Raw genomic sequence first — 23,094 nt, forward strand, 5'->3', positions numbered from 1 at the left:
AAGCCTTAGTCATTTTCCTTATTCCGTACTTAAACTTTTCACAGGGTTGGTATTGGCTGCGGCAAATATTTTGATACTGATGACAGCCAATGCAATTATTGAAATACCTAAGCCACCAAGTAGGAAAACCCACCAACTCATGGCCGTATGGTTGGCGAATTCCTGCAACCAGCTACTTATTCCCCACCAGGCAATAGGAACAGCAATAACAAAAGCAATGCCCACCAGCGCCATAAACTCTTTACCCAGTAAGAGGTTAAGTTGCATGATAGAGGCCCCCAGGACTTTTCTAATACCGATTTCTTTGGTGCGTCTTTCGGTGGTATGGATTACCAAACCAAGAAGGCCAAGGCAACTGATGAGTATGGCCAATCCGGTTGACCATTTTAAAAGCGTGGCCGTACTTTGCTCCTCGCTGTAAAATTTCTTGACATCCTCATCCACAAAATTAATTTTAAACGTTTCGTCAGGAAAGAACTCCTTCCACTGCGATTCTATTTTATTTATTGCCAAAGGCCAATTTTCTATATCGTTAGCCTCAAAGGAAAAGTGTAGGGTTCTATTTTGACTATCCTGAAGAAATGCCATAGGCTCTATTTCCTCCCTTAAGGAACTTTGGTTAAAGTCTTCCATAACCCCTACAATAGGTATATTTTTATTGTTTACTTTGAATTGCTGGCCAATGACCTCTTCCGGTTTTTGAAATCCAATTTGGCGCATCAATGTTTCATTGATTACATATTCCGAAATAGAATCCTTGAGAGGTAAACGACCTGTCAAAAGGTCTATTCCATATAAATCGAGGTAATTTTCATCCCCATAGAGCAATTGTATTTGAACATGGGTTTCTTCACCCTCAGAAAAATAGCTCACTCCTCTTCCTGAATAGCTTTGGGATGCGGGAGGATCTCCAGCAATGCTTAAATTTTTTACCTCAGGGACTGTTTCAAGTACCTCCTTAAACGCTTCATATTTTTCAAGGGAAGCATTACCTCTCGGAGCTTTAATATAGGCGATAGACTCCGTTTTAAATCCCATATCCTTATTTATCAGGTAGTTTATCTGTTTGCCTACCAATAGCGTGGCTATAATAAAAACCTGGGCAATTGCAAATTGGAAAACGGTTAGGAATTTTCTTAAACTCCCCTTGTCCCCATCCAAAACCGATTGATTTTTGAGTACGGATACTGGTTTAAAATGAGACAACACAAGGCCTGGATAAAATCCCGCCAAAAAGGTAATGAGGATTAGTAACAGCAATAAAGAAAAAATAGGCACCGGGTTTTGCATTAAATCCAAGCTAAGCCCAGGAGGTATAAAGTCGGCGAATACACGAAGCAGTAAAGAAGCTAAGAATAGGGACAAAATAGCTGCCGCAAGGGTCAAAATGAAAGTTTCACCCAGGTATTGAATCACCAACTGCTTTTTGGAACTTCCTAAAGTTTTCCGAATACCAATCTCCTTGGCCCGTTTGGCAGATTGAGCTGTATTGAGATTGATAAAATTAATGCACCCTAAAAGCAATAGAAAAAGGGCAATAAAACCTAAACCAAATAAAATATCAGCGCTTGCCCGGTAACTGCTGTTGTCAAATACGCCGTAATTATCGTTAAGGTGTAGGGCTTTCAAAGGTTGCAAATTGAAGGACCTGAAATAGCCCAAAGCAGCCATTTCTTCATTCTTGTACTCTTCAGCCAAAGCATTCAGTTGGGCTTGCACGGCTTCTTTATTATTAAATTTATCTGTTTTAATAAACAATTGGGTTGATGAACTGATACTTCCCCAATTAGTATCATAGATATAACCATACTTCTCTGAATTTTGAACCGAGCTTCGGGATAAAAACTCCTTGAACGTAAAGTCACTACGTTCTTCAAATTCAGCCACAATTCCTGTCACTTTTACGATTAAAGAATCCTCATAAATCAAGGTATTGCCAATGACTTCTTCGGGTAATTTGCCAGGAAAGTATTTTTCCGCCCTACTTTTGCTCAATACTACTTCATACGGATTTTCGAGTGCTGCAATGGATGATCCTGCAAGCCATTGGTAATTGAAAATCTTAAAGTATTCCTGGTCAGCAATCACTATATCTCCTGGCCAGTCAAATTCCTCTTGACTAGAAGCTACAGTTACTTTATCAAAACCAAAAAGGAAAAATGGACTGACATGGTCAATTCCTGTACTATTGGCTTGTAAAACATCAATTAGCGGTACCGGAACACCTCTAGAATGGCCTTCTCGGTCAGGTCCTTGGGTATCTACCACTACACGGTAAATCCTTTCTCTGTCCTCATGAAATTTATCAAAAGTAAGGTCATAATAAATCATGATACCGATCACAAAAGCGGCACTCAAACCTATGGAAAGACCAATTACATTGATCAATGAGAAGGTTTTGTTTTTCCAGATACTTCGAAAAGCAATTTTTAGATAATTTCTGTACATGGGAATGCGGTTTTAAATGGATTTGACTTAGTCTAACTTTTTAATAGTTGCTTCACCTATTACTATTCCTTTACTTATTCTAGGATTACCCTTATAAGCAACCGTAGCCTCACCGAAGGCCGTTATATTCAGGTCCTCACTAACCTTAAGCTGATAATTGCCTTCTCCGAAAGCTTTTATTTTGACAGTTTCACTAGCAACACCCAATGTGTTAACCTCTGTTTCCCCATAAGCCGTTATGGTATGTTGACTTATGGTACCAGCCTGGATCTCCAAATAACTTTCTCCATAGACTGTGGTATGCAGCAAACCAAGATCTACCTCAGAAATATAAACCTCCGATTCACCGTAAATCTTTAGTCTAAATTTATCTCCTATCAATGTGCTTTTACACACAAAATTCTCTTCTCCTCGCAGGGAAAGTTCTTCCAAATCCTTATAGGTTATGGTCACCTTTAAGACGGTCCCGCTGTATAGAGGCACATTTTGTTTGTTCCCATTTTCATAGGTTTTTACGCTTTTGGTTACTTCTTTGGCTCCATCAAGATAAATACGTAGCGTTTTTCCATACACTTCGATATTAATTTTATCCTCAGGGACGCTGCTTTCCTCAATAAACACCGTCTCAGACTTCCCTTGTTGGAAGACTACCTGCACATGGGGACTTACAATAACCTTATTAAAAGAATCAACAGTTATTTCAGAACCCTGAGCCATACCGATCTGAGAGCCAATAAAGACAAAGAGGATAAACGTTAGTATTATTGTATTTCTTTTATTTTTCATCTTTCTGTTTTTAATACCTCACATTTGACGCTGCTTCGAAAACATGATAAGTAATGAAACGACCTTTAGAGATTTTGTCAGCATTGTTGCAGAAAAAAGGCAACAATACCACCAAAATTATTCAATATGCATTCATTGAACCTACTTCACCCATGGCTGTGTCATTACGCCCTGTCGGGGCTTGTTAAATAGGGACAATGTCCATACTTTACAATGATTACTCTAAGTCTTTAAGGAGTTAGAGGGAAATATGATATAGGCTTTCCTGATTTTTCTAAGCCAGGCCTGATCTTTCTTCAGGGGTAGTGATCTCATCGCGAAATAAAAGGTCTATTGCCTATTTCGGGTTTAATTCCTTTACTCAGTTCTTAAACTTCTCACCGGGTTTACATTTGCGGCTTTGAGCGCATGGTAACTTATCGTAAGGAGGGTAAGGGTAAGGGCTCCCATAATGGCAATACCAAAAACCCACCAGGAAATTTCTACACTGTATTCATATTTCTGCAACCATCGCCCCATAAAATAATGGGCAAGAGGAACTGCAATCACACAAGCTACAAGAACAAGAATTAAAAAATCTCTGGAGAGCATTTTCCATAGACTTAATACTGATGCTCCCAGCACTTTGCGAATACCTATCTCCCTGGTACGCTGTTCCGCCAGATAAGCGGCCAATCCGAATAGCCCCAGGCAACTAATGAAAATTGCGATCAGGGCAAAATAGCTTACTAACTTGCCAATTTGAGTCTCATAAGTGAATTTTTTAGCGTACTCCTGATCCAAAAATTTGTAAGCAAAGGGAACAGCTTGTTCAAATTTAGAATAGGTCTCCTCTATCTTTTCTAAGGCTTCAGCCGCAGAGACGTTTGGATTTATTTTTGCATTTACGATATAAGGTCGGTGCGCCTGTTGCACATAAAAAGTTGGCATAATCTTGTCGTATGGAGAAATATTCATCATATTTCCCACCACTCCGATAACCTGATAAAAACCATCTCCCCATCCAATTTTTTGACCAATCGGATCTTGCAAACCCATATAGGCTACCGCAGCCTCATTGAGAATAAATCCGGAAGTATCTGTTTTCATTTCCTTGGAAAAGTCCCTGCCCCGGGTAATCTCCCAATCGATTAAATTTCCAAATTCCGGTGTAATCCTCATGGTGTAAAACTGATCCGTCATGTTGGGATCTTTTCCCTGCCATTCAAGTCCGCCATTGGTGGTGTAGACGCTGCCAATAAGATGGTCAGAAGCCGCAACTTCAGTTACTGTACCGCTTTGGATTAGCTCTTGTCTAATGACATCAAAATGTTTCTGAATTTTTTCCTCCTTTAGTTCAAAGGATACAATATTATTTTGGTCATAGCCGATAGGTCGATCTTTGGCAAATTCAATCTGCTGATAAATGATTATCGTGGCAATTACCAACACCACTGAAACAGTATATTGAAATACCACCAAAACCTTTCGGGGCATACTAGCAGATTTCCCCGACTTAAAATTGCCTTTTAATGCGCTTAATGGATTGAAAGACGATAAATAGAAAGCCGGATAACTACCAGCCAAAAGGCCGGTTATAAGGATTAATAGGGTTCCAATGCCCCAAAATGCAGTGTTCTCTACAGGGATTTGCAATGATTTGTCCGCTATTTCATTAAAAAACGGTAGAAAAAAGAAGCATAGCCCCAAAGCAAATAGGAACGCATAGAAGGAAACCAATATAGATTCTGTTAAAAATTGGAAAACCAATTGCCTTTTAAAAGAGCCTATGGTCTTCCTTAATCCGATTTCCCTGGCTCTCTTCTCGCTTTGAGCAGTCATCAGGTTCATAAAATTGATGCAAGCCAGAAGCAATGCAAAAAACCCTATAACACCGAACAGCCATACATAGTAAATTCTTCCGCTGGTATTGATCCCATTTTCAAAGCCTGAGTACAGGTGCCATTTGGACATGGGGTGCAGGAAGATTTCAGTTTTTAGGTTTTTTTCCCTACCCTCAACATGGTCTAGTTTCGCATTTTTAATGGCCAAGGATGTTTCTGCCATACTGGTATTTGGTGCAATTTCTACAAAAATTTTGAACCAGTTATTCCCCCAGGAAAGCCATTCAGGCAAGGTTTTCTTATAGTGCTCCCAGGAACCTATAAATTTGAAATCGGCATATTCAGAAGTCAATGGCAAGTCCTCATAAACCCCTGTTACAGTAAGAAGTGTTTCATCATCCAGTTTTATGATTTTATCTATGGCTTTGGATTCTCCGAATAAGGAATGACTTAAACTTTCTGAAAGCAAAATGGCATTCGGATCATTCAATCCGAAACGCGTGCCTTCAATCATGTTAAGGTCAAGGATTTCTGTGATATCCGGTTGAGCAAAATAACCAGTTGGAATGATTTTTTTCTCTTCATAGGCCAACAAATACGCTCCACCCCAATTGGCCAAAGCAATTTGGGAAAAATAATCTCCGTAGGCAGTTTCCAATTCCTCTGCCAGTTGCAAAGGCAAACTTTCACTGGAATTGATCTCTCCATTGTAGGTTTGGTTTTGCATGACTTTAGCCACTCGCTTATAGTTTTCGAATTGTTTATTGAAATGTATTTCATCCGAAATCCAGAGCCCAATGACAATGGCTACCGCCATTCCCAAGGCCAGTCCTCCAATATTTATCATGGAGTAGACCCTGTTACGTTTAAGGTTTCTCCAGGCAATTTTTAGATAATTTCTGTACATGGCCCCCTCATTTACTCAGTTCTTAAACTCTTCACAGGATTTACATTTGCGGCTTTAATGGCTTGGAAGCTTACCGTCAATAGGGTAATGAGCAATGCGCCAGCAATGGCAAAGCCAAATGTCCAACCAGATATTTCCATACGGTAATCGTAATTCTGTAACCACTGACTCATAAAGTAATAGACGATAGGAATCGAAATCAGGCAGGAAATCAGCACAAGAATCACAAAATCTTTGGAAAGCATCTGCCATAAATTTAAAACGGATGCCCCCAACACTTTTCGAACCCCTATTTCCTTGGTTCGTTGCTCCGCAACAAAGGAAGCCAAACCAAAAAGGCCCAAGCAGCTAATAAGAATGGCCAAAAGGGTGAAAACTCCTGCCAAATTCCCCAGGCGCTCTTCAGATTCAAACTTTTGACCAAAAGCCTCATCTACAAAACCATAATCAAATTGTGCAGAAGGAACAACTTTGGCAAATACCTCTTCAATCCGGGCAATGGCATCACTGGCAATTGCATCGGGCTTTATTCTAATGTTAATATAGTCTACCCTATCGTAATCAATATAGAAAAAGGCCTGTTTTACAGGATTATAAGGAGACTGCATCACCATGTCTTTTGTAACACCGATGATCTCAGCACGGTCGTCATTCCCAAATGTAATGAAGCTCCCTACCGGATTTTCCAAGCCCATGTATTTGACAGCCGTTTCATTTAAGATAATGGTCGAAGAGTCCGAAGCATAGTCCCTGGAAAAGTCCCTGCCATCCACAAACTGCCAACCAACGGTATTCCCATAATCATGCGTTACCCGCAAAATACCAAAGTCAGGTGACATCTCAGGATCTTTGCCTTCCCAACTGATACTACCACCTCCATTGCTATATACCCCCATTAATGGAGAAGAAGACTGGGTCATGTCTTCCACAACTCCTGTGTTTATCAATTCATCCCTCAATAGGTTGTACTTTCCATTGTACTCGGGATTGTTCATTTGTATCGAAATAAGATTGCTTCGGTCATAGCCAATCGGCCGGTCCTTGGTGAACTCTATTTGGTTAAAAACGATCACTGTTCCCACTGCCAACATTATCGATACAGCAAACTGAAAGACTACCAATACTTTTCTGGGAACTGCGGAATAGGGTCCAGCCTTAAATGTTCCTTTCAATACCATGATCGGACTAAAGGAGGAAAGGTACAAGGCCGGATAACTACCAGCCAACAACCCAGTAAGCAAGGTCACCCCCAATATAGATGCCCAGAAGGTCAGGTTGGACCAGGGTATCTGCATATTTTTGCCCGCCAATTCATTGAACCATGGAATGGTGAGCAATACCATTGCCAATGCGAAAAGTAGGGCAATACCTGAAATCAATATGGATTCACTTAGGAACTGGAAGACCAATTGCTGCTTATTGGAGCCAACTGTTTTTCTAATGCCTACTTCTTTGGAACGCTTTTCAGAGCGAGCTGTACTGAGGTTCATAAAGTTAATACAGGCCAGAATCAATACAAATAAACCTATGGCTATAAATAACCACACAAAAGTGATCCTACCTTCTGTAGGCTCCCCTTGAGCATCAAATTGGGAATACAAATGCCATTTGTCCATGGGATAAGCAAAAGGATGTAGACCACGTTTCTCGAAACCCTCAAATGATTCCGCGGGTCCGTATTGAAAATACAAATCCTTCAAAGCAGCATTGGCTGTTTCAAAATCAATTTCTGGCTTCAATTGCACATAAAACTGGAATGACCAATCGTCCCAAACTGTTTTTATTCGTTCGAATCTTTCGGGCTCATTGGCCTCTGTCAATTTCCAATTGGCAAAGAATTTCACATTGGCAAAACTGTTGTTTTTGGGGAGTTCCTTGTAAACGCCATTTACGACGGCAATCATCTCATTGTTGATCTTTATAGATTTACCTATAGGATTTTCTTCTCCAAAAATGGCTGCAGCAGCAGTTTCAGATAAAACTACCGCATTTACCTCCTCTAAACTCGAATAAGAGCCTTGTAACATTTCCAAAGAGAGCATTTCCAGCCCCTCACTTTCAATAAACTGCCCTGTTTGGGTGTGATTTTCTCCCTCATTCGTCAATACATAATTCCCTACCCAGGTGGCACGTATTGCATGCGTAAAATAATCTGAATAATTGTCTTTTATAACGCTACCCATGATGTATACCGTAGAGGGAAAAGACTCAATTTCACTTGTATCCAGGTTTTTGGATCTATTGTAAATCTGTGCAATCTTATCATGGTTTTTATGGTGGGTATTGAAAGTAAATTCATCCAGAACCCATAGACCGATCATGATGACAACAGCCATTCCTAGTGCCAATCCCCCGATATTAATTGCAGAGTAGCCCCTGTTTCGTGTAAGGTTTCTCCATGCGATTTTTAGATAATTTTTATACATGATTTTATGATTTATTCGGTTCTTAAACTATTTATGGGGTTGATATTCGCTGCTTTTATTGCATGAAAACCTACTGTCAACAGTGCGATAGTCAAAACCATAGCACCTGCCATGACAAAAACCCACCATTGAATTTCTATTTGATAAGCAAAATCCTCCAGCCAATAATTCATAACAAGCCAGGCCAAAGGAGACGCCACTATAATTGCGAGTCCTACTAGTTTTAAAAATTCTTTGGACAAAAGTTTTACGATGCCCATTACGGATGCGCCGATCACTTTCCGTATGCCTATTTCCCTCCGGCGCTGCACAGTACTATAAGCTACCAGGCCAAATAAGCCCAGACAGGAAATAATAATGGCCAGCATAGAGAAATTAAAAATAAGGTATCCGAATCGCTCATCAGCTCGGTATTGACGGTCAAAGAATTCATCAAGAAAATAGTAATCGAAGGGTTCATTTGGTAGAACGGCCTTCCATTTTTCCTCAATGGAGGCTACTGTATTTGTTAAATCATTTGAGGATAATTTAACCGTCAGAAGCCCTTTTCTACCTCTGTCCACCCGCATGGTAAGGGGGGCAATGTTTTCCTTTAAGGACTTAAAATGAAAATCTTGTACAACCCCGACAACCCTGCCTGAACGTCCCCATTGCTCAAATTTGGCCTCCAAAGCATCCTTCGGAGAAGCAAAACCCAGCAATTTCACAGCAGTTTCGTTAATTACCATGGCTTCTAAAGTGTCTGTTGGAAACTGGCTGGAAAAACCTCTTCCTGCAACTACCTTCATATCAAATTGAGTAATGGCATCAAAATCCACAAAATAGGCATCAACATCTACTATTTGTTGGTCATTGTTTACATTTTGAATCCTTGAATAGGCCAAAGGATTGTCTCCTCCTGGAATGCTTGATACCAAACTCGTTGAGACTACTCCAGGTAAAGCCTCAAGTCCATCTTTTAGCTCAGTATTACTGGAGTTCAATATTACCATCCGCTCTTTATCAAACCCCAAATCCTGGTTCCGCATAAAACTCATCTGGTGATAAATGACAATGGTACCAATGATTAATGCTATGGAAATTGAGAATTGGGTAACGACCAGCCCTTTTCGCAATAGAATCCCTGTATTTCCATTGGAAAAACTGCCTTTCAATACATTTACAGGCTTAAATGAAGACAAAACGAATGCAGGATAGCTTCCTGCTAATATTCCTATAAGTATTGCGATTCCTAATAAAGACAAGACATGAGAGGGATTAGACAAAATACCCTCAGCTATGGTTTTACCCGCCATATCGTTAAAAGCAGGTAGAATCAGCGAAGTAATGGCAAGGGTTAAGGAAAATGCCAGTAAACAAATGAGGGTAGATTCACCGATAAACTGGAGGCCCAGTTGTCTTTTTTCAGCACCAATTACCTTGCGTATTCCCACTTCCCTTGCCCTTTCCGTGGACCTTGCAGTAGTAAGGTTGATGAAATTAATACTGGCAATCAACAAAATAAACAGGGCAACAATTGACAGGGTATACACATTGTTAATGTTTCCACTTATCGTTCTGTATCGGTCTGATCGCAGATAAACCTCCTTAAAAGGTTCCAGGTACAATGTGACGTAGGCCTGTAGTTTTTTCATCCCTTCCCCATCATTTCTTTCTAAGAATTCTGGGAATTTTGATTCCAATACCTTGGCATTTACCTTTGGCTTGAGCAATATATAGGCATCCGGCTCATACCCTTCCCAATTGTCATTCAAATTGGGACTATAATTTTCAGTAAAAAAAGTGGTTAAAGAGATCAAAATATCTGCCCTTAAATGGGAATTTACAGGCATATCTTCCATCACAGCTGTTATATTGCCTACAAAACCATAATCCTCAATATCCAAAGACTCGCCAATGGGGTCCAGATCTCCAAAATACTTTTTTGCCATTGATTCAGAGAGTACAATGCTGAAAGGAGCTAGAAGTGCATTTTCCTTATTTCCAGATAAAAGTTTAAAGTCAAACATTTTGAAAAAATCCGGATCAACTGCCATTCCATTGTTTTCGTTGTATCTTTTACCATCGCGATGAACCAACAGACGGGTTTCCTGAATTCTTACTGCTGATTCAACTTCTTCAAATGCTGTTTGCAAGTGAGGTGGCACAGCCCAAGCAGGTTCACTATTTTTTATGGTACTTGTTGGCGTTTCAATATCCGATACCACCCGATAGATCCTGTCTGCCTTGCTGTGAAATTGATCATAGCTGAGTTCAAAGCTCACATAAAGAAGAATAAGGAAACCAGCACTAAGCCCAATTGCCAGCCCTGAAATATTCAAGAACGAAAAGCCTCGATGTCTCCAAAGATTTCGAAAAGCGATTTTTAGATAGTTTTTGTACATGGTTTTTCTTCTTTAATTGATGCGGAATTTTACTCCGTACCTAAACTTTTAACTGGGTTCACTATTGCTGCTTTGATGGCGTGAAAACTCACTGTTAGCAGTGCAATTATTATTGCTGAAGCCCCTGCGAGAGCAAACATCCACCATTGAAGGGTAATGCGGTAAGCGAAATCCTCTAACCAGAAATACATAAAGAACCAGGCTATAGGGGCAGCAATAAAGAAGGAGATAATTACTAATTTTACAAATTCCCTGGACAAGAGATTTAATATTCCTCCTACCGAAGAGCCCAACACTTTTCTAATTCCTATTTCTCGTTTGCGCTGTAAGGTGCTGTAAGCTGCAAGACCTAATAATCCCAGACATGAAATAAATATGGCTAGCGCTGCAAAGTTCAAGAAGAGATTTCCAAAGCGTTCTTCGGTCTGGTATTGTTTATTAAAAGATTGATCTAAGAAATAATAATCAAAAGGGGCGTTTGGAATTATGGCCTCCCATTTGGATGCAATAGCAGCTACAGTTTGTTGAATATCTTTTGGGTTTACTTTCACAACCAGTAAATCAGTACCTTTTGGTTCAAGCCGCATTGTCAAAGGCTCGATAGGTTGTCGAAGAGATTTAAAATGAAAATCTTTAATTACCCCAATAATTTTACCTTCACGTCCCCATTGTTTAAAATTGGCACCAATGGCTTCCTCAGGAGAACTGTATCCTAACAACTTCACTGTCTCTTCATTCACCACCATGGCCTCGGTAGAATCAGTTGCAAATGCTTTTGAAAAGGATCTTCCGGCAACAAGCGGTATATCGAATTGAGGAATAAATTCCTCATCTATAAAATAGAGTGCGAGGTTGGCGATCTGCAAATCACCATTTATATTCTCCACTTCAGAATAAGCAGAACTATTGCTTTTTCCAGGCACACTTGAGGAAAGCGAAGTTGAAAGTACATTGGGTAAATCATCAATGGCATGTCTCAATGCTTTTTGAGAAGGCGATACACCTGTACCCAGGACAATGGTTTGTTCTTTGTTGAAACCTAGTTCCTGGTTGCGCATATAATTCATCTGATTATAGATGACAATGGTTCCAATAATCAATGCGATTGAGATGGTAAATTGAGCAATTACCAATCCTTTTCTCAGAAGAATCCCCCTGGTACCAGAAGAAAAACTTCCTTTTAAAACACTAATAGGCTTAAAAGAGGACAATACAAAAGCTGGGTAGATACCTGCCAAAACGCCAATACCCAAGGACATTAATAGAAGTATAGGCAATTGATTGGCACTAGAAATAATACCTGGGCTTATTATTTTACCGGCCATGTCATTAAAAAAGGGAATGGCTATAGCGGTAAGAACTAGGGCGATTATAAACGCCATAAATGAAATGACAATGGACTCCCCTAAAAATTGAATGCCCAATTGTCGTTTGCCTGCACCAATAACTTTTCGGATTCCAACTTCTTTGGCTCTTTCGACTGACCTGGCAGTAGTTAAGTTTATAAAATTGATGCAGGCTATTAATAAAATGAAAATAGCCACAATAGAAAAAATGTATACATTACTAATATTACCACCCCCAGCACCTCCCCTGGTGGACCGTAAATAAACATCTGTTAATGGTTCAAGAAAAAGATTGACATACATCTGCGACTTCTTCATTTCCTCTCCATTATTTCGCTCTAAAAATTCTGGAAATTTGGCAACAAGTTGATCAATATTAGCATGTTCCGCTACGAGAATATAGCCAGCCGCACCGTAATTGTTCCAAAAGCTATCCACATCCCTATCCATTCCTTTGGTATAGGTGGCCATAGATAACACCATGTTGGTCTTGATGTGTGAATTTTCGGGAAAGTCTTCCATCAAGCCAGTAACAGTAGCTAAATGGCCTTCCTCCATGATTTTAACTGTTTTGCCAACAGGATTCTCATTTCCGAAGTATTTCTTTGCAGCCTTTTCTGAAAGCACCAGGCTGAAGGGGTCTTTTAAAACATTGTCAGCATCTCCTTGTAGCAGTTTAAAATCGAATACATTGAAAAAATCGGCATCAACAATTTTGGCCTCTGTTTCCTGGAATTTGATGTCCTCTTTGCGGACTAACATATCCAGCCCTGAAATCCTAACCGCAGCTTCAATTTCAGGGAATTGTTCTTCTAAATGCGGCGGTACAGCCCAGGCAGGGATATCTGCTTCGATATTGTCTGTAGGTGTTTTTATATCTGCAACAACCCGGTAAATACGGTCTCCTTTGGAATGAAAATTGTCATAACTTATCTCAAAACCTACATAAAGTAAAATAAGAAAACCTGCGGTTAGCCCAATGGCCAAGCCGCTTATATTCAAGAACGAAAAGCCCCGATGTCTCCAAAGATTTCGAAAAGCGATTTTTAGATAGTTTTTATACATGGTTTTTTCTATAATTCTAACCTTATCTTTTTCGCACCGAGTTAGAAATGAATCAATTGATGATTTAAATATTTATGCCTTTTTCACTATTTCAATACCTATATTCTCACTCCATTAGCGGAAAGCGTAGGTCTAAAACTTAATCGGTTCGGAGGCTTTTAACGGGATTTGCTATTGCTGCTTTATAACTTTGCCAACTCACCGTCAACAATGAAATTAATAAGGTAAACGCACCAGACAAGGCAAATATCCACCAACTAATATTGGTTTTATAAGCAAAATTTTGGAGCCAATTTTCCATCGATAAATACGCTATTGGACTAGCAATAATAAATGCCAATCCAACCCATCTTATAAAACTGATATTCAAAAGGGAAATCACTTCCCAAACCTGAGCCCCATTTACCTTTCGGACGGCTATTTCTTTCACCCTTCTTCGGGTATCATAAATAGCGATAGTAAAAAGTCCTATTACAGAAATAATCAAGGCAATAACTGTAAACAATATATAGTTTATACCTAATTGTTTTTCTTTTTGGTAGAGGGAGGCGATGTCATCTTCTAAAAAGGTATAACTAAAGGATGCTTGAGGGTTATTATTTTTAAAAAATTTCTCAAGGAATCCCAACCCGCTTTCAATTGAACCATCATGAAATTCGACAATATAAGGATCTTCAACATTTTCCATATAAATCATAATTAAAGGTTGGGTTATAGAAGAAAGGTGTTGATATTTAAAATCTTGCACAACACCTATAACTTTATAATCTCCCCAGGATTCATGTTCCATTATAGTATTGTTGATATCTATTATATTCCAATACTTTTTTGCAGCTTCATTAATTACAATCTTATTTTCACGAGAACGATCTATATCATTGTCAAAAAAGCGACCTTCTAATAATGTCAATTGAAATAAATTTTCATAATTAGGAGAAACCTTTAACATATTATGGGTTTCAAGTTCATTTTCATCATTCTTTTTCTTCCAATCCATCGTAAATGAATCGATTGGTTTATCCCCTTTAGTAAATGATTTAATATTACTATTGCTTTTTAATTCATTCTTACCAAGATTAATTTTTGATAGAAACTTATCTGCATCTTCCTTTGATTCTATATTTGATGGTACAGTCCACAATTGAGCACTCACTATATTTTTATGATTAAATCCCAGATCCATATTTAGCATTAAAGACAATTGCTTGGCTACAACCATAGACGATATCAACAATAAAAACGATAATGCATATTGAAAAACAACTATTACTCCCCTTCCTTTGAGCTTTTTTTCATTTATAACCATATTTCTTAAACCATTTATCAAAGAAATTTTAATTCCTAATATAAATGGATAAATCATACCAATAGTAGCGATTATTAAAAGGACAACGCAATTAATTTTAATGACTTCTAACAATGAAGGAGAAAGATTAATATTTGTTAAACTTGTAAAAGTTGGTAAAACTGAAACATAGGCTATCGTTGTGATAAACGTACCTATTACTACTAAAACTAACATTTCTACAAACATTTGTTTTGCTGCATGATATTTATTCGCGCCATTTACTATTTTTAAAGCTGTATCTTTAATTCTGGAATTTGTATTTATAATTTGTAAATTAGAGAAGTTTAATGCAGATATAATAAGGATAATCAGCATAATAATAATTTGTATGTAAAGGTTTTTTTCATTCACTGTACGACTAAAAATACCAAGACTTTGTACATTACTTTTGTTGATCTCTTTATAATCAAAAAGTAAAATATCTAATGTGGTTTCTTTGAATCGATTGTATTTGTCTTCAAATTGATTTATTCTCTCTTTAAAAACAGCTTTATCAAAGCTATTATCTACCAAAATAAAACTGCCGCCCATCCTGTTGAAAAAATTGAGATCGTTATATTGTTGGGGCATAATAAAATCAAACTCTATAGAACTATTAAAAGGCACTTTGTCTAGAATACCCCTTACAGTGAATTTTTTTATCTTCCTGTCTCCTACGTCTATGCTTTTCCCAATTGGATCTTCGTCACCAAAGATAATATTAGCAAAGTCCTCTGTTAATAAAATAGCGTCTGGATCATCGAGTACATTATTGACATCCCCTATCAATAATTTAAAATCAAAAACGCTAAAAAATAAGCTATCTGTTACCAATCCTTCTGCTGAAAAAGTAGTATTATCGTAGGTAAATAATAATTCTCCATCAGAATATTTTTTCACCATTGTATGACTTCTTAATTCAGGAAAATCTTTGTATTCAATATTTAAATATAAAGTTGGATCGAAAACCTCTGGCAAACTTTTGGCTGAAGACTGTTTGGTAATTACATAAATATTCTCTTTATTCTCATGAAATCCATCCATATTTAATTGATCCGGCACATAAGAATACAATAAAGAAATACACAAGGCACCCAAGCATAGGGTTAAAAGACTTCCCACAAAAATAATTTTATTATTTCTGAAGTTTCTTAATGCAAATTTGATGTAATATTTCAGCATTATTTTCTAATTTATAATTTTTACTAATTGCTCTTATTGCCTGATAATTAAGACTATATAAATCAATTTTTCCTTTCCAGAAAATTCAACGTCAATTCATTATTCTGACCGTAAACTATTTACGGGGTTTGTTAAGGCAGCTTTAAATGCCTGAAAGCTTACTGTAGTCATGGCAATGGTAACCGCAATGGCCCCTGATATCAAAAACATCCACCATTTAATTTCGATATGGTAGGCAAAGTCCTGTAACCATCTATCCATGCCAAACCAGGCAATGGGAAAGGCGATTAAAGAGGCAATGGCGACTAGTTTTCCGAAATCTTTGCTCAACATCAGGGTAACAGAGATAATGGAAGCCCCAAGGACTTTTCTTAAACCAATTTCCTTTCTACGCTGAGCAGTGACAAAGATCACCAGACCCAACAGTCCCAGACCCGAAATGATAAAAGCCAGGATCGTAAAGACGAGTGATAATTTTCCCTGTTTTTGCTGGGCCAGGTATTGCTGGTTAAAGTTTTCATTGAGAAAATGGACATTTGCTTGATTTTCGGAATCGAATTGTTCCATTGTACTTTTTACAAATGCAATCCCTGCAACCGCTTTACCTTTTGAGATTTTTATATAAAGATTGTCTCTTTCCCTATCATTTGGTGGCATCAACAGTACCATAGGTTCGATTTTATGCTGTAAAGAAGTTGAATGAAAATCTTTAATAACCCCGATAACCTGCCGATTTACCAGGCTGTCATTTCCGGATTTATAATTGATTTTCTTTCCAATGGCATCTGTATAGCCAAGGGAATTCATCAATGTTTCGTTAATGATTACGGTGCCCTCTTTATCTGTGGGCATATCAGGTGAGAAATTTCTACCTTGTAATATTGCCATTCCATTGGTTGGTAAAAAATCCTCATCGATGTAGAGAAAATTTGCCATATTGGCAGTGGTTTGCATTTTTCCATTCACCTCAAAAAAGAAACTAAATTTGCCAAGGTAATTGGTACCTAATGGATTACCGGCTGTTGCCACACTTTCTACCAAAGGGCTTTGCAAGAGTGTAGCTTTCAATGCTGGTATTTTGCTACGTACTTTTACATCATCGATATGGCTTATCAGCACCTGAGTTTTGTCAAATCCAAGGTCTTTTTGAGAGACAAATTGCATCTGTCTGTAAATAATGTAGGAGCCACTAATCAGGCAAACTGTAATGACAAACTGGACTACTACCAGTGATTTCCGTAAGAAAATACTAGTACCCATATTGCTAATTTGCCCTTTGAGTGAAGGAATCATTTTAAGCCTTGACAAAAACAAGGCAGGATAACTCCCACATAAAACCCCTGTCAAAACCGTAAAAAGAACAATTGCCCCAATGGTTTTAAAAGCTCCGAAATGCAGGAGTGTTAAATCTTTTTCTGCAAATTGATTAAATACAGGAAGGGTTAATTGAACGATAAAACAGGCTAAAAGTGAAGCAATAAAGGTGACCAAAATTGCCTCACTTAAAAACAACCCTACGAGGTGTTTTATTTCAGATCCTACCACTTTCCGGATACCGATTTCCTTCACCCGCATGGTGGCGCGTGCTGTAGATAGGTTCATGTAATTGATTACCGCAATCAACAATACTAGTAGCCCAATTACAATAAATAAGTAGACCAATCCGGCATTTCCATTGGCACTTAATTCATAATCCAGATGAGAATGCAGATGAATAGCTGTCAATGCTTGTAATTCTATCTTAAAATCAGAAAAATTCATTCGGTTGGCCAGGTCTTTTTCAAAAGGAAGCAACTTGTTTGCAAATGAATCTGGGTCAGTCCCTTTCTTTAAAAGAAGGTATGTATAGAGAAAAGCAGCATTCCAATTTTCACTTCTCAGGTCTTCCCTTGCAAATGAACGGATTGCACTGAATTTCAAGTGGGAGTTTTGAGGAAGATCCTTTATTACCCCCGTTATTTTGATAGGCTGTTTTTGGTTGCCCAGGGCAATAGTTTCATTGATTGCTTTTGAGGCATCCCCAAAAATTTTAATTGCAAGGCTTTCTGTAATGACGATGGTTCCCGGATTTACCAAGGCAGCTGCGCCATTTCCATAAAGAAACGGATAATCAAAAAGCGCAAAGAAAGTATTTTCTGCAAACCAAATGCCTTCTTGGTTGATACTTTTATTGCCGTAATTGATTAGGTCACCACCTTCAATATTGATTCTTACTGCCTCTTCCACTTCAGGGAATTCATTTTTTAAAGCGACTGCAAATGGTGGGGAGGTAAGGGCAATGTCCATTTTTCCATTGTCCCAATTCGCATGCTGAGCAAGCCTAAAGATTTGCTCCGAATTGGTGAAGGATCGATCATAGCTAAGTTCATCGGCTACATACAATGCTATCAACCAAAAAGCCGCGAGACCTATGGCAATACCGCTAACATTCAGAAAGCTGTAGCCTTTGTTTCGTTTTATATTTCGCCAGGCGATTTTAAGGTTGTTCTTAAGCATGATTATTTGTTTTTTGATTATTCATCTCGAAGAATTTTAGCAGGATTTGTACGTGCAGCCCTGAAGGTTTCTAAGCCTATCATTAGTGCAGCAATGATTAAAATACCTAGGAACCCTGTTAATAATTCCACCAAACCAATCGGTTGATGATAGGCAAAATTGGTTAGTATTACCTTATCGAAAAGCAGGTACGTAACTGGGAGGGCAACACCCGCCGAAAGCACAAGTAACATAAAAAAGTTTTTGCTCAACAGATAAATCAAACTGCCTTCTGCAGCCCCAAGTACCTTTCGAATGCTAATTTCGCGCATTTTCGTTTCGATGGTAAAAACAACCATTCCCAGAAGTCCTAGGGAAGAAATACAAATCGCAAGGAAGGCTAAAAAACCGATTACCTTTATCATAATTGAGAACTGACTATAGGAATACTCGATTTGATCTTCATAGAACGTTGCCTCCATTGGATGAATATCATCTATTCGTTCCCAAGCCTCTTCGATACTGGCTAGCGTAGCTGGCCAATCGTTTAAACTTATCTTTGCATTAATATAATTTCCAGGGTTTGCCGAATACCGCATGATTACAGGTTCTATCGATTGCATGGGTTTTTCATAATGAAAATCTTTCAGTACCCCAATTATAGTCAACTCCTTTCCATCTACAGTAACCGTTTCTCCAAGGGCCATATCAGGGTCATTTTCCGTGATATTGAATCGCTTTAACAATTTTTCATTTACGATAACTTCGTCTTCTAAGCCATTACCTGTCCTACGCCTAAAGTTATTTCCTGATAAAAACTCATGACCATGCATCGGTAAATATTTTTCATCTATAATATTTTGTCTTGCCATAACAGAGTCATTGGGGTTTCTGTACTTCAATTGCGTACCATAAATATTTCCTAGGCTAGTGATAATTCTCGATTGCGAAATCTCAGTTATCGCAGGTATTTCGGAAAGTGCTTCGATAAATACATGGGGCTTATTTCCTTGTAATTTTATATTCAAGATATTTTCGGTGGAAAAACCTAGGTCATAAGCTATAAAACTTTTGTACTGGTTGTAGCCGACAATGGTTGTCGTAATAAATATTAGGGAAAAAGCATACTGGACCACGATCATGCCCTTTCGCAAGTTTATTTTCTGAAAAAGCTGGATCGAGGAGAATCCTTTTAATATGGACAAGGGTTTAGTTAGGGAAAAGAAAAGTGCCGGTAATACTCCTGCCAGTAAGCCGATAAAGACGGCAAATACAATAAACCCGAACACAAGACCTTTTGACAATTTCAATGAAACTAATTGTTCGATATAAGGATGCAGCCCAATAAATTCTTCTTTCAAGAACAGCAAAAATACAAACGAGAAGGCCAGCGAAAGAAGTGCAATTACGATTGATTCTATAATAAATTGTGAAAGAATTTGGTCTTTTTTAGCGCCGATTACTTTCCGGATGCCTACCTCACGGGTACGTTTTAAGCCTCGCGCAATCGAGAGATTGGTATAATTAAAGCATGCCGAGAGCAATACGATAAAGGTCAATGTTACTAGAACCCAAATAGCTATGACGTCTAAATGGGGGCCTATTTCGTTGACAAGGGTATTACCTGTAGAAATTTCATTTAACGCTTGTAACGACAGTGTGATTTTCTGGTTATCAATTCCAGCATTCTCCGTTTCACACAGCTGATCAATTCGAGATTGTAACGTTTGTAAACCTTGGTTTTTTGGAACTGCAACATAGATGTAATTACTGTAAAAGTTTCCCCACCCTAAAAAATCGCCATCATCACTTGGCTTCTGTAGTTCGACAGTAGAAAAAGAAACCAGTGCCTCAAAATTGAGATGTGAAAGTTTTGGAATATCTTTCATAACACCTGTCACCGTATAATTAAGGGTATCGAACTTTACCGTTTTACCTATTGCATCTGTATTTCCAAACAATTTCTTGGCTGACTTTTCAGTGAGAACCAGTGAAAATGGTTCTAGAAGTGCGGAACCGGGATCACCTTCCGACAACGGAAATGTGAATACCTTTAAAAAAGAATTATCGGCCCATAACCCTTGTAAAGGCACTTTACTATCGCTTATTTCGGCATCACCACCAAAACCGTTACGAATTAATGTCAACTCGTCAATGCCAGAGACAGTTTCCTTAATTTTGTAGCCGGCCTTTACGGAGCTAGATGCTAGGGTCATCAAACGACCATTAGCATCTAGGTTATGGGTAATGACACGGTAAATATTATTTTTGTTTTCGTGAAAATCATCGTACGACCATAAATCTGAAATAAACATAATCATCAATAGGCCCACAGACATACTGATAGCCAGACCAAAAACATTGATGGTCGTAAATAATTTACTTCGAGCCATATTGCGCAAAGCAATTTTTAGATAGTTATTGAACATGATATTTTTGGTTTTTAGCGGCCATTACTTTTACACTTTAGAAGCTGCGTTTCTTTATTCCGTGCTTAAACTTTGACTAGGATTTTTTATCGCTGCCTTAATACTTTGATAGCTCACAGTTAGAATGGCTATGCCTATTGCCAGAAAGGCAGCATAAGCAAATATGCTCCAACCGATTTCTATCCGGTAGGTAAAATCCTCAAGCCATTTGTTCATGGCATACCATCCTATGGGTATGGCTATCAAAATGGAAATGCCTACCATTTTTAGAAAATCCGTCGTTAAACGCAGGGTGATTTGCCCCACACTTGCTCCTAAAACTTTTCGGATACCAATTTCCTTCGTACGCTTTTGGGCGTTGAAAGCAGCCAGACCAAATAGGCCTAGACAAGCAATCATTATGGATAAAACAGTAAATACCATAAAGATCTGTCCTAGTTTTTGTTCGGATTCGTAGACCCTATTGAATGAATCCTCCATAAACCTGTAGTTGAAAGGTTGGCCGGGGGCCATTTTGGTCCAAATTGACGCTATGCCTTCAATGGCATTGGGGAAATCACCAGATTTTATCCTTACAGCCATTGTACTTGAAGAGCTACCTAAAGAAAGACTCAATGCGCCAATATCTTCCCTTAAAGATTCAAAATGAAAATTTTTAACTACCCCAATAACTTTATAGAAATCTGGGTTTTCTTCCCCTAAATCCTGAGACAGTCTCAAGCCCAGGGCCTCTTCAGGTTTTAGCCCTAAAATTGCCAAGGCGGATTCATTTATTATCATCCCCGTAGAATCTGAAGGGTAACGTTTGTCAAAATCACGACCGGCTATTAATTCCATATTCAAGGTGGATATATAATCATGATCTACCTGCCAATTTTGCATCTGCAAAGCATTTTCCTGTTCGGTAGATCCTTCCTTAAAGAAACCGTTGTCCTGTCGGAAGGATGGCGTAGGCAAATACCCACTCAAAGAAACATTTGCCACCTGACCCAATTGCTGAACTTCCTCTTTAAAGGCTTCAATTTGATTACCAGTTGCATATACATCATCAATCACCAGGATTTGATCTTTGGTATAGCCCAGGTCTTTACCCTGAATAAAATTAAGTTGCTGAAAAACAACCAAAGTAGCCACGATCAATATAACCGAAATGGCAAACTGGAAAACGACAAGTGAGTTTCGAACCCCTCCTCCCCCAATACTGCTTTGTCCACTCCCTTTAAGGACTTTTGCGGCCACAAATTTCGACATAAAGAAGGCAGGATAGCTACCTGAAAAAAGGCTTAACAGTATGGTAGCCGACAACAAAATGATCCAGAAATAAGGGGCTGCAAAAGGTAGGGTCATTGATTTCCCCGAAAGTTCATTGAAAAAGGGCAGTGTTAAGACTGCAATCCCTACAGCCAGCAGCAAAGAAATAAAAGAGATCAAACCTGCTTCTTTCAGGAATTGCCAAACCAGTTGGGACCTGTTAGAACCCAAGGTTTTGCGAATGCCAACTTCTTTGGCTCTTTTTAGTGAATAAGCCGTTGACAAGTTCATGAAATTAACGCTTGCCAATACAACTAGGAACAAACCTATAAATGAAAGAATGTATACATTTTGAATACTACTATTGGCGCTGAGCTCATGGTGGCGATTGGAATGCAGGTGAATATCAGTCAAAGGAATGGTACTGTACCTTAAATAATTGCCGGATGCAGCAAAGGATTCCGCAGTTATTCCGGGATAGAACTGCTGAACATATGGAAAGATGTATTTTTCCAACATTGAATGCAGAGGCGCTTTAAAATCTTCAATAGTTGCACCTGATATCAGTTTGATGAATGTAAAATAATTGTGGCTGGTCCATAACATTTGCTGTGCATCATCGTACCCAGCCAATGCCATAAACAGAGAATGATCCCTCAATAAACTATTCTTGGGCAGGTCGTCCATCACGCCGGTTACCGTATAAGTTTCCTCATTGTTTACCAATAAAGTTTGGCCCAAAGCATTGTTAACTCCGAAGTGTTTTTCTGCGGCTGTTTTGGTCAGCACCATCGTATTTGGCTCAGTGAGCGCAGTTCTTGAATCCCCTACCAACAAGTTTATTCCAAAAAAATCAAAAATTGTAGAATCTGCAAAAGCTACCTGGTCTTCCTTTGTGTTTTCTTCAGTACCACTTTTTCTGAGCAGTAAACTCCCCCGATTCCTGATCCGGGTAACATTTTCAACCTGGGAAAAATCATTTAGAATTGTACCAGCCATTGGAGCTCCGGTTTCAGCTATGTTCATGACCGCACCACCAAATTTAATGTCCGCATTGATGCGGTAAATACGGTCAGAATCAATGAACATTTTGTCAAAACTCAGTTCGTCGTAAACGTACAGAGATATGAGCATGCCCCCCGCAATACCTATGGTAAGACTGAAGGTATTTAGAAAGGTAAAGAAAGGCTGTTTCTTCAAACTTCTCCAAGCAATTTTAAGGTAATTTCTAAACATGATACTGGT

At 38.6% G+C, this 23,094-nt stretch carries 11 protein-coding genes; 1 reads left to right on the forward strand and 10 read right to left on the reverse strand.

The features are described 5' to 3' along the window. Positions 1-18: 18 nt before the first annotated feature. The gene (locus AC0L7T_RS14950) at positions 19-2,448 is read right to left on the reverse strand and encodes an ABC transporter permease (RefSeq protein ID WP_473336167.1); all 2,430 of its coding nucleotides are present in this window, start codon (positions 2,446-2,448) and stop codon (positions 19-21) included. A gap of 27 nt (positions 2,449-2,475) precedes the next feature. Then, positions 2,476-3,234, reverse strand: coding sequence for a head GIN domain-containing protein (locus AC0L7T_RS14955; protein WP_473336169.1), 759 nt, complete (start codon positions 3,232-3,234; stop codon positions 2,476-2,478). Between the two features lie 53 nt (positions 3,235-3,287). Here AC0L7T_RS14955 and AC0L7T_RS14960 point away from each other — a divergent pair, with 53 nt between their 5' ends. Next, positions 3,288-3,422 (forward strand): hypothetical protein, encoded by a 135-nt coding sequence (locus tag AC0L7T_RS14960; protein WP_473336170.1) that lies wholly within the window; start codon positions 3,288-3,290, stop codon positions 3,420-3,422. A 169-nt stretch (positions 3,423-3,591) separates the two neighbouring features. Here AC0L7T_RS14960 and AC0L7T_RS14965 read toward each other — a convergent pair whose 3' ends face one another. The 8 genes from AC0L7T_RS14965 to AC0L7T_RS15000 all read right to left on the reverse strand — a co-directional run bounded on the left by AC0L7T_RS14965 (position 3,592) and on the right by AC0L7T_RS15000 (position 23,085). Continuing rightward, a complete protein-coding gene (locus tag AC0L7T_RS14965; RefSeq protein WP_473336171.1) occupies positions 3,592-5,964 on the reverse strand; it encodes an ABC transporter permease in 2,373 nt (790 codons plus the stop codon). Positions 5,965-5,975: 11 nt separating this feature from the next. After that, positions 5,976-8,390 (reverse strand): ABC transporter permease, encoded by a 2,415-nt coding sequence (locus AC0L7T_RS14970; RefSeq protein WP_473336173.1) that lies wholly within the window; start codon positions 8,388-8,390, stop codon positions 5,976-5,978. Between the two features lie 11 nt (positions 8,391-8,401). Beyond that, the gene (locus AC0L7T_RS14975; RefSeq protein ID WP_473336175.1) at positions 8,402-10,774 is read right to left on the reverse strand and encodes an ABC transporter permease; all 2,373 of its coding nucleotides are present in this window, start codon (positions 10,772-10,774) and stop codon (positions 8,402-8,404) included. A gap of 29 nt (positions 10,775-10,803) precedes the next feature. Beyond that, a complete protein-coding gene (locus tag AC0L7T_RS14980; RefSeq protein WP_473336176.1) occupies positions 10,804-13,185 on the reverse strand; it encodes an ABC transporter permease in 2,382 nt (793 codons plus the stop codon). Between the two features lie 139 nt (positions 13,186-13,324). Next, complete coding sequence (locus AC0L7T_RS14985; RefSeq protein WP_473336178.1) at positions 13,325-15,694, reverse strand: ABC transporter permease; 2,370 nt, start codon at positions 15,692-15,694, stop codon at positions 13,325-13,327. A gap of 99 nt (positions 15,695-15,793) precedes the next feature. Beyond that, positions 15,794-18,190, reverse strand: coding sequence for an ABC transporter permease (locus tag AC0L7T_RS14990; RefSeq protein WP_473336180.1), 2,397 nt, complete (start codon positions 18,188-18,190; stop codon positions 15,794-15,796). 17 nt (positions 18,191-18,207) lie between these two features. Continuing rightward, entirely contained in the window at positions 18,208-20,598 is a 2,391-nt protein-coding gene (locus AC0L7T_RS14995; protein ID WP_473336182.1) for an ABC transporter permease, read from the reverse strand. Between the two features lie 54 nt (positions 20,599-20,652). Beyond that, the gene (locus tag AC0L7T_RS15000) at positions 20,653-23,085 is read right to left on the reverse strand and encodes an ABC transporter permease (RefSeq protein ID WP_473336184.1); all 2,433 of its coding nucleotides are present in this window, start codon (positions 23,083-23,085) and stop codon (positions 20,653-20,655) included. Positions 23,086-23,094 lie beyond the last annotated feature (9 nt).

The sequence above is a fragment of the Cyclobacterium sp. 10D3-21 genome, assembly GCF_055809755.1.

Excerpts from the sequence above, each read along its gene's own strand:
- AC0L7T_RS14965 (WP_473336171.1), bottom strand. The coding sequence starts at position 5,964 with ATGTACAGAAATTATCTAAAAATTGCCTGGAGAAACCTTAAACGTAAC.
- AC0L7T_RS14955 (WP_473336169.1), bottom strand. The coding sequence starts at position 3,234 with ATGAAAAATAAAAGAAATACAATAATACTAACGTTTATCCTCTTTGTC.
- AC0L7T_RS14970 (WP_473336173.1), bottom strand. The coding sequence starts at position 8,390 with ATGTATAAAAATTATCTAAAAATCGCATGGAGAAACCTTACACGAAAC.
- AC0L7T_RS15000 (WP_473336184.1), bottom strand. The coding sequence starts at position 23,085 with ATGTTTAGAAATTACCTTAAAATTGCTTGGAGAAGTTTGAAGAAACAG.
- AC0L7T_RS14985 (WP_473336178.1), bottom strand. The coding sequence starts at position 15,694 with ATGCTGAAATATTACATCAAATTTGCATTAAGAAACTTCAGAAATAAT.
- AC0L7T_RS14975 (WP_473336175.1), bottom strand. The coding sequence starts at position 10,774 with ATGTACAAAAACTATCTAAAAATCGCTTTTCGAAATCTTTGGAGACAT.
- AC0L7T_RS14995 (WP_473336182.1), bottom strand. The coding sequence starts at position 20,598 with ATGTTCAATAACTATCTAAAAATTGCTTTGCGCAATATGGCTCGAAGT.
- AC0L7T_RS14980 (WP_473336176.1), bottom strand. The coding sequence starts at position 13,185 with ATGTATAAAAACTATCTAAAAATCGCTTTTCGAAATCTTTGGAGACAT.
- AC0L7T_RS14960 (WP_473336170.1), top strand. The coding sequence starts at position 3,288 with ATGAAACGACCTTTAGAGATTTTGTCAGCATTGTTGCAGAAAAAAGGC.
- AC0L7T_RS14990 (WP_473336180.1), bottom strand. The coding sequence starts at position 18,190 with ATGCTTAAGAACAACCTTAAAATCGCCTGGCGAAATATAAAACGAAAC.
- AC0L7T_RS14950 (WP_473336167.1), bottom strand. The coding sequence starts at position 2,448 with ATGTACAGAAATTATCTAAAAATTGCTTTTCGAAGTATCTGGAAAAAC.